The 9,725-nt window shown below is 47.8% G+C and carries 4 protein-coding genes and 1 pseudogene; 4 read left to right on the top strand and 1 reads right to left on the bottom strand.

The window, feature by feature from the left end:
- Window positions 1-13 precede the first annotated feature (13 nt).
- The 4 genes from QUA44_RS09755 (at window position 14) to cruG (ending at window position 8,490) form a co-directional block, all read left to right on the top strand.
- Complete coding sequence (locus tag QUA44_RS09755) at window positions 14-2,923, top strand: S-layer family protein (RefSeq protein ID WP_333249879.1); 2,910 nt, start codon at window positions 14-16, stop codon at window positions 2,921-2,923.
- A gap of 239 nt (window positions 2,924-3,162) precedes the next feature.
- Window positions 3,163-5,778 (top strand): CHAT domain-containing protein, encoded by a 2,616-nt coding sequence (locus QUA44_RS09760; protein ID WP_333249878.1) that lies wholly within the window; start codon window positions 3,163-3,165, stop codon window positions 5,776-5,778.
- A 135-nt stretch (window positions 5,779-5,913) separates the two neighbouring features.
- Window positions 5,914-6,855, top strand: coding sequence for a gamma-carotene 1'-hydroxylase CruF (cruF, locus tag QUA44_RS09765; protein ID WP_333249876.1), 942 nt, complete (start codon window positions 5,914-5,916; stop codon window positions 6,853-6,855).
- A 423-nt stretch (window positions 6,856-7,278) separates the two neighbouring features.
- Window positions 7,279-8,490, top strand: coding sequence for a 2'-O-glycosyltransferase CruG (cruG, locus tag QUA44_RS09770; protein ID WP_333249874.1), 1,212 nt, complete (start codon window positions 7,279-7,281; stop codon window positions 8,488-8,490).
- Window positions 8,491-8,579: 89 nt separating this feature from the next.
- Here cruG and QUA44_RS09775 read toward each other — a convergent pair.
- Window positions 8,580-9,725, bottom strand: a pseudogene (locus QUA44_RS09775) (calcium-binding protein); the annotation flags it as partial.

Consider the following 9,725-nt stretch of genomic DNA (forward strand, 5'->3'; position numbering starts at 1 on the left):
CCAGACTTCAAAGATGCGCTGCCACTCTTCCGCCCTATTTTTTGCATTTTTACTGCTGTTTCCTGTCCGTGCGATCGCCCAAATCATCCCCGATAATTCCCTGGGCGCAGAAAGTTCACGGACTGTTCCCGATACTATCAACAACTTACCCTCAGATAGAATCACTGGCGGTGCAACTCGCGGAGCCAATTTATTTCATAGTTTCCAACAATTTAACGTGGGTGAAGGACGAGGCGCATATTTTGCCAATCCTAACGGAATTGCTAACATCTTCACCCGCGTTACTGGTGGCAACCCTTCTAATATTTTAGGAACTCTGGGAGTTTTGGGAAACAGTAACTTGTTTTTAATTAACCCAAAAGGGATTGTCTTTGGTCCCAATGCTCGGTTAGATTTGCGGGGCTCATTTATCGGTTCAACTGGTAGCGGAATTCTCTTTGATAATGGCTTTGAATTTAGTGCAGCTAATTCTAATTCAGTGCCATTGTTAGCGATCAATATTCCTGTGGGTTTAAGATTTAGAGACAATCCCGGTACAATTGTCAATTCTTCCCAAACACTGGCTCCTACATCAGTCTTACCGCCACTGCCCATAGAAATTCCTGCTTTTGAAAAACTCGGTTTAGCAGTAGACCCAGGTCAAACTTTAGCATTAATTGGCGGTGACATTCAACTGCAAGGAGGAAATCTAACTGCTTATACCGGACAAATTCTTCTCGGTAGTGTCAACAGTCCAGGTTTAGTGCAATTTGAACCAACAGCTTTAGGTCTGAATTTAAACTATGACAATATTCAGAACTTTGGAAATATTGAAATGAAAGGTGCATTTATAAATACCAGCGGATTAGGAGGTGGAAAAGTCGATATTAGAGGTGGAAATATTAATCTTAACGGTTCAGGAATTTATGGACTGACACTCGGAAATATTGATGGTAGAGGCATTAATATCAATTCCCAAAACTTGCGAGTAGAGGGGGGGTCGCAAATTTTCGCCTCCACACTGGGAGAGGGGAGAGGAAGCGATATCAACATCCGCGCCACTGACTCAGTAGAAATGATCGGGTTGGGAATTGAGGGCTATCAGCAGCTTACAGAAAATTTTCAGACATCTGGAACAGGCAACCCCTTTATTTCGCAAATTGTTCTGTTTACTAGCGCTATTGGCAGTGGAGCAGCCGGAGATATTAACATTGAAGCCGGACGGCTGTTGATGAGCAATGGGGTAGTGGGCGGTGCCCCCACCTTTGGTGCTGGGAATGGCGGAAATCTGACTATCCGCGCCAACACCGTCGAACTCGTGAGTTCAACGCTCTATAACGGAACAACGAACGAAAGCACTGGTCAAGGCGGAAACATCTCTGTTGAAGCGCAACGGTTAATGCTGCGCGATGGCGGTGCGTTTGCGAGCTTCAGCCTTAGTGATGGAGCATCGGGGAATATCGCGATTAAAGCGAGTGAATCGGTGGAATTATCGGGTAGTCTTCCTGGAGGTCTAGGGCAAACTCGGCTCGGCACGAATACTTTTGATGGGAATGGAAAAGGTGGGGATATTACGATCGACACTAAGCGGTTGAGTGTTTCTAATGGAGCCACAATTAGTTTAACGACTGGTGCGATTTTTGGCGAAGTCGTGTTTTCTACAAGTGGGGGGACGGGAGGAAATTTAAGTGTGAGAGCCTCCGAGTCTATAGAAGTGAGCGGCGAGTCAAGATTTTTGGGGAATGCGGGCTATGTAGCAAGTTCTTTTGTTACTCAAACTGCAAGTTCTGGTAGGGGTGGAGATATCCGCCTCTCAACACCTAAACTAACTGTGCAGAATGGCGGGGTTATTTCTGCGGCTTCTTTGGGTATAGCAGATGCAGGAGATATTACAATTAATGCCGATCGCTTACAAGTGCAAGGTATTGGGAGTAACAGTGGGTTGAGGAGTGGAATTGAGGCCTCGGTTGGTAGGGCGTTTAATGCTGTAAATCCCACTGCTAGCGGAAATGCAGGCTCGTTGAATTTGAATGCTAATCAATTGATTCTTCGGGATAGTGCAGTTGTTAATGTTCAATCTTCAGGAACAGGTAGGGCTGGCAATATTAACGTTGTAGCTAACTCAATTTCCCTGGATAATAAAAGCATAATTGATGGCACGACTGTCTCGGGAACAGGGGCAAATATTAACCTGCAAGCGCAAGATATTCAGTTACGGCGCGGCAGTAGAATCACCACGGATGCAGGTATTTCTGAGGGCGGTAATATCAGAATTAATAGCGATATTTTGGTAGCTTTACCCCGAGAGAATAGTGATATTACAGCTAATGCTCGCACAGCTAGGGGCGGACAAGTTACGGTCAATGTACCAAATATCTTTGGCTTTACAAGCCTTAACCGCGACCAAGCTAGAAGTAGTTTAGGACTTACTGATGCTCAATTTGCAGCGTTGCAAGTAAGTCCTACTTCTCTAATTCCTACCAGCGATATTGCGGCGATTTCCCAAAGTAGCGGCCCGGCGTTGCAAGGTACTGTAACATTTAGCTCTTCTGGAGTGAATCCGGCTCAAGGTTTAGTGGAACTGCCACAAAATGTGGTCGATTCGGCTGCTTTAATTGCGGCAAATCCCTGCACGCAAGAGGCCGAGAGCGAGTTTACAGCTACTGGGAAAGGAGGAGTGCCTCCAAGTCCTAATGATGCCCTCAGCAGCCCTCTATCGCCGTTGCCGTGGGTGGAAGAGGCAGGAAGTTCGGCAACTAGCAATGTAGAGGATTTAACCGATCGAGGGAAGAAGGAAGAAGGGGCAATCCTCGATCGGGAAGTTGTTCCGGCGCAAGGTTGGGTGGTGAATGCGAAAGGAGAAGTTATGCTTGTTGGATATAATCCGGGTAATGCTGCTGACTCTCGCAATCCTCGACCGAGTTCTGTTTGTGTGCCGCGTTGAAATTAGGTTTTTTTTGACCTCACATCTTGCACCATTCTCAAGAACGGGCAAGATGCCCATTCCACAAGAGATGAATTTTCTTGTGGAACAGGCATATTGCCTGTTCCTAAGCAAGTAATTGAGAAGGGTGCAACATCTCAGTTTAACCGCAGATTTAGGCGGATTAACGCAGATAAAGAATAAGATGTATTTGGGTTAATTGGTATCTGTGTCTGCGGTTGTAATTTTATTTTCTAAATATGAAGTTTACCCGATCGCTCCGGCAAGTAATTCTGTTATTTGTGATTTCCTGTCTGCTATCCGTTGCGATTCCTCCGGGAGTTGCTCAGATTAATCCACCACAAGCGGTGCAGCTTGTCCGACAAGCTCGAACTCTGTACCGAGAGGAACGTTTTTCGGAAGCCGTACCCTTGTTGCAGCAAGCGGCGACCCAGTTTGAGGCAAAAGGCGAAAATCTCGATCGCGCCACAGCTTTGAGCAATTTAGCTGCAACCTATGGGCAGTTGGGGCTTTGGGAACAAGCAGAAAAAGCTGTAAATTCAAGTTTGTCGGCTGTGCGAACACAGGCAAAAACTCCCGAACAGCAGCGGATTTTGGCTGAAACTCTCAACATTCAAGGACAGTTGCAACTCGAACGGGGGCAGACTCAAGATGCGATCGAGGTTTGGACGCAAGCTGCTAAAATATTCGAGCAAATTGATAGAAAAAACCAACTTTTTCAAGTTCAAATTAATCAAAGTCGGGCTTGGGAAATTCTCGGACTTTACCCCAGAGCTTGCAAAATTCTTTTAGCTTCTTTCAAGTTGGAAAACCCAACTTGCGAAGTTTCGGCAGCGGGTTTGGAAACTTTGAAAAATCAGCCTGTTTCTCTCGAACAAGTCCGGGCAATTCATGCTTTAGGGCGGGTATTGCGGGTTTTGGGACAACTGGAACGATCGCAGGATGTGCTTTCGGCTGGACTTGAAGCAGCCCAAAAATTAGGTTCCCGGCCAGAGGAGGCTGCAATTTATCTCAATCTGGGCAATACGGTACGGGCTAAAAGCAATAAACCGGGTTTGACACCAGAACAGCGGGCTGATTGGGAACGCTTTGCCCTAGAGTATTATGGTCGATCGATCCAGGCGACCCCGGATCGATCGCTCCTACAAATTCAAGCAAAGTTAAACCAATTGAGTTTGTTGGTCGATCGCCAAGATTGGTCTGAAGCAGAGGCTTTGTGGCGTTCTATCGAGCCTCAAACCGCTCAATTTGGGTCGAACCGCGCTGGACTTTACGCTCAAATTAATCTAGCTCAAAGCTTGATGAAATTAGCTCAGTCGCCTGCGAAAACTTTGAGTTTAAGCGAGATTGACACAATGCTCGATCGCTCTGTCGAACCAGCAAACAGTTTGGGCGACAAACGAATACAAGCTTATATTCTGGCAGCGAAAGGCAAACTATCGGAAATCCAACAGCAGTATCAGAAAGCGGAAAATCTCACAACTGAGGCTTTGAGTTTAGCATCGGCGTTTCAATCTCCCGATATTGCTTACCAATTGTTTTGGCAACTGGGACGGATTCGGAAAGCTCAGGGGAATACAGAAGGGGCGATCGCTCAATATACTCAAGCTGTAAATGTACTGTCTTCTCTGCGGGGCGATTTGGTGACAGTCAATCCCGAAGTGCAATTTTCGTTTCGGGAAAGTGCCGAACCGGTTTATCGGGAATTAGTCGGGCTGCTTTTGCAAGACGAATCTCCCAGTCAAGCTAAATTGAAACTGGCGCGCCAAACGGTGGAATCTTTGCAGTTGGCGGAATTGGACAACTTTTTTCGGGATGCTTGCGCTGATGCTAAACCAAAGTCGATCGAGGAAATCGATCCGACAGCGGCGGTGATTTATCCGATTATTTTGAGCGATCGTTTGGAGGTAATTTTGTCAATTCCCGGCAAACCTCTGCGCCGCTACACTACTAAGAAGTCTCAAGCCGAGTTGGAAACTGCCTTCAGACAAGCCAAAAATGTCATCAGGCCTTCTGCTTTTCCCCGCGACAGGTTGCCCCCGGTTCAACAGGTTTACGACTGGTTAATCCGCCCTGCGGAAGCGGATTTGACGGCTAGCGGGATTAAAACTCTGGTATTTGTGCTCGACGGTTATTTGCGAAATCTGCCGATGGCTGTGCTGCACGACGGTGAAAAGTTTTTGGTAGAAAAATACAGTATTGCTTTAGCGCCGGGACTGCAACTGCTGGCACCGAAACCGCTGAGCCAAGTCAAGTTAAGAGTGCTCACCGCTGCCCTCTCGGAAGCGCGTCAAGGCTTCTCGGCTTTGCCGGGGGTGAGGCAGGAAGTTCAACAAATTGCAGCCGAGATGCCGGCGAGTTCGCTGCTGAATGAAGATTTTGTCAGCGGGCGGTTGCACGATCAAATTAAAGCTTTGTCTTACCCGATCGTCCATTTGGCAACTCACGGTCAGTTTAGCTCGAATGCGGCGGATACTTTTATTGTGACTTGGGACGAGCGGGTGAATGTTAAGGAGTTCGATCGACTGCTGCGAGCCCGCACTGGGGAGAAACAACAGCCGATCGAACTTTTGGTTTTGAGTGCTTGCGAAACTGCTTCGGGCGATAACCGCGCCGCTTTGGGTTTGGCCGGGGCCGCAATTCGATCGGGTGCCCGCAGCACCGCCGCCACCCTTTGGCAAGTCAACGACGAATCTACAGCTATCTTTATGACTGAGTTTTACAAGCAACTGGCTTCTTCTAAAACCAGCAAAGCTGAAGCCCTCCGCAACGCTCAATTAACTCTGTTGCAAAACCCAGAGTATCAGAATCCGTATTTCTGGGCACCTTTCGTGCTAGTGGGGAATTGGCAATAAGGCAGGCGATTTGGGATTTGAGATTGTGGATTTTAGATTGGGAAAGACTGATGCTCTATTCGTGTTGGTTTTTTGTTAAAGATTGTAAACTGTTAACGAGTGCTTTCTGCATCTAATATTTTTTCGAGGAGTCCCATGAAGCAACTTTTGATTGCTGAGCGCTTTTGCCTAATTGCCCACGTCTTGTCAATGGCTTTTGGATTGGCAGGGTTGCTGCTGATTTTACCCCGTCCCGAATTGGTGATGAGTTTGCCACCAGCAGGGCAAACGCTATTCCAGTGGGGGATGGCTGGGGGTGGAGTAGTTTATATCATCTTTGGTGCTGCAGCGGTTGCTCTCTATGCCTTGCGGACGTTGGGTTGGGGTGCAACTCTGGGTTTTTTAGTGCCTTCTGTGTTTTTGTCCTTGAGTAGCGAGTTGTTGGGAACGAGTACGGGTTTTCCTTTCGGCAACTACCATTATTTGAGCGGTTTGGGCTACAAAATTGCAGGGCTGGTTCCGTTTACAATTCCTCTGTCGTGGTTTTATCTGGGACTGGTTTCCTATGTAATTGCTCGCGCTGGAGTAGCGGTTGGTAAAGGTGAACTCAACTGGGTGCGCCAAATAGGGGCGATCGCCCTTGGTGCTTTGCTGCTAACAGCTTGGGATTTTGTACTAGATCCGGCGATGAGTCAAACTTCTGTGCCTTTTTGGGAGTTTGAGGAACTTGGCGCTTTCTTTGGGATGCCTTACCGCAATTTGGCTGGATGGATGGGTACGGGGGCGCTATTTATGTCTGTAGCAGCTTTCTTGTGGAGAAAAACACCGATTAAATTAGAGCGATCGGAATTGGGTTTGCCCTTAATTGTTTATTTGGTAAACTTTGCTTTCGGAGCAATTATCACTGTAACTTCGTTGGATTCTCGGTTCTGGTTCCCGACATCGCTAGCGGTGCTTCTGGGTGTAGTTCCGGCGATCGCGTTAAGCTGGATCGCTAAACCCGCAACAGGTGACGTAACCGAAACAATGCCGTCTTTGGATACATCTGTGATCACGGCTGAAATTCCACCTCAGCCCGTGGGCGTTTTGCGTAAGTGAGTTGCTAGTGAGCAACCCCGGCTGATTTAGCAAAAATTTACACTAAATTTTGAGCTAGTTTAAAAACCCGGTTTCTACAAGAAACCGGGTTTTTCAGTGGCGATTTTTTCAGGCCCAATTCCTGTAATATGTTTGAGGTCAAAATTTTATTGAATTTTTTAAATTGATATCAGTTACCAAAAAAATGAACTGTCAATAAGCTCCCAACCCATATCCCAATACGGTTGGGTTAAGCTCGATCCCCCCTAACCAAGGGCGGGCACGGGGGCACCGCCCCTACAAAGGGGGGGGACAAGAAGTTACTCAAAGTCAACCCCTACTCCCCTTCTTAAGGGGGATTTAGGGGGATCTCCGGGGAATTAACAGTGTTAACTGAACCGTATTGACCCATATCCAGTCAGTCATTCCCAATTATTCAATAGTATGGTTTTGCCGATCGCCCCTCACCTGTTCTCGCAATTGCTGACAAGTATCATCCCTGTCGCACTCCTGCTGCTGCAATTGCCCGCCGCAGCCCTTCTGATGTCGCGTCTGATTAAAGGCCCATCGCGCATCCCGCCCCTGGAACCCGATTCGCCGACGCTGGATTTGTTGGGTGCTTGTACTGCGGTAGTACCGACTTTGAACGAAGCCGATCGCATTTCGCCTTGTTTGGAAGGATTAACCAGTCAAAGTTACGAACTCCGAGAAGTGATTGTCGTTGACAGCTATTCGGTAGACGGAACCGGAGATTTAGTCAAGGCAGCCGCACAAAAAGACCCCCGGTTTCGCTTGATTAACGACGATCCGCTGCCGGCGGGCTGGGTAGGGCGTCCCTGGGCGCTGAATGCAGGTTTTTTGGCAAGTTCCGAGAAGTGCGAGTGGATTTTGGGGATAGATGCGGATACTGTGCCGCATCCGGGTTTGATTGCGAGTTTACTCAAAACGGCGAAAGCTGGAAATTACGATTTGATTTCGCTGTCGCCGCAGTTTATCCTCAAGTATCCGGGGGAGTTGTGGCTGCAACCTGCTTTGTTAATGACTTTGGTTTATCGGTTCGGGCCGACGGGGACTGGCGGGGATGTGCCGGAACGGGTGATGGCGAACGGTCAGTGTTTTCTCTGTAAGCGCGAGGTTTTGGTGGCATTGGGGGGCTATGAGGTGGCAAAAGGTTCTTTTTGCGATGATGTGACTTTGGCTCGCTATGCGGCTGCTAAGGGCTTTAAGGTGGGCTTTTTGGATGGGGCTAAGGTGTTGCAGGTGCGGATGTATGAGGGGGCGATCGAGACTTGGAATGAATGGGGTCGATCGCTCGATTTGAAAGATGCTGCTTCTGGCGGTCAAATTTGGGGCGATTTGTGGCTGTTGTTGGCGGTTCAAGGTTTGCCGGTGCCGATTGTGTTGTGCTATTTGCTGTTTGGTTCGCTGCCGCCGATTGGTGTATTTCCGCACTTTTGGCTGTGGGGATTGAATGTATTTTTGGTGGCGGTGCGATCGGCTTTGTGTTTGGCGATCGCACCTTCCTACGATACAACTGGGGCATCGGGTAAATGGCTGTTTTGGCTGTCACCTTTAGCCGATCCGCTGGCGTTTTTGCGAATTCTAATTTCTGCTTTAAATCAGCCTACTCAGTGGCGCGGCAGAAAGTATGAATAATCGTTAAATTTTTGCTACAGCTTTTAAAATTGGTAGAAGTGCGATCGCCCTTTTGTATCGAATGGGCGATCGCACTTTTCTTTGCTTCCCTAAATCAGCAGGAAATTAGCGGATGTTATCAAAGAAGCACTCACCCCAGCAATAACACCTAACTCCTCTCCTGTCAAGAGATTTTTGATGAGAGTTCCCTGAGTATTTTGAGTGATTGCTAACTGGCTAAAACTCAAACCTCCGGTTAGTGCGATCGAATCTTGACCGCTTGTAAAATCAGCAATAATATCAAATCCTTGACCAGATTTTAGTACAAAGATATCATTGCCGCTACCGCCAATCAAACTATCATTCCCCAATTCTCCGTAAAGGACATCATTACCTTTTCCGCCCAGGAGAGTATCATTATCTTCCCCGCCGTAAAGAGTATCATTTCCTTCACAGCCTCCCAGCATATCTGCGCCTTCGTCACCGCTGATAAAATCATTACCTTCGCCGCCGCAGATGGTATCCGAGCCCTGATTTCCCAACAAGTAATCATCTCCCTCACTGCCAAGGATTATGTCATCACCTTTGCCTCCAAATAAGCTGTCATTACCCTTACCGCCGTCGATGAAGTCATCATTTCTGTTCCCATAAACGATGTCGTCACCTTCGCGGCTATTTAGGGAGTCATTGCCTTTACCTCCAAAGATTAAATCATTCCCCAAGTCGCCGAGAATAATGTCATTATTTTCATCTCCAAATAAGATGTCGTCACCTGTGCCACCGCTGATAAAATCATTGCCTTTGTTGCCGTTGAGGATGTCGCTGCTGTCACCACCATATAAGTTGTCATCCCCGGATTTGGCATCGAATATATTGCCCGTGTTGCTACCCAGTAATTCATCGTTTTTGGCAGTGCCTATTTGAATGCCCGGTACACCGAGTATCGTGTTTTCAACTGAATTCGGTTGGTTTAAATTGGGATAGTCAATGTCATCGCAGATGCAGTCATCGTTGGGGATGTTATTAGTTATTGGTGTTGGCGTTACCGATGGTGTTGGCGTCGGTGTTGGTGTCGGTGTCGGTGTCGGTGTTTCCGCAGGTGCAGGTGCAGGTGTTGGCGTTACCAATGGTGCAGGAGTTGGTGTTAGCGCAGGAGTTGGTACTGGTGCAGGCGTTTCTGTTGGTACTGGTGCAGGCGTTTCTGTTGGTACTGGTGCAGGCGTTTCTGTTGGTACTGGTGCAGGCGTTTCTGTTGG

The sequence above is a fragment of the Microcoleus sp. N9_A2 genome, from assembly GCF_036701775.1.
Lineage (GTDB): Bacteria > Cyanobacteriota > Cyanobacteriia > Cyanobacteriales > Microcoleaceae > Microcoleus.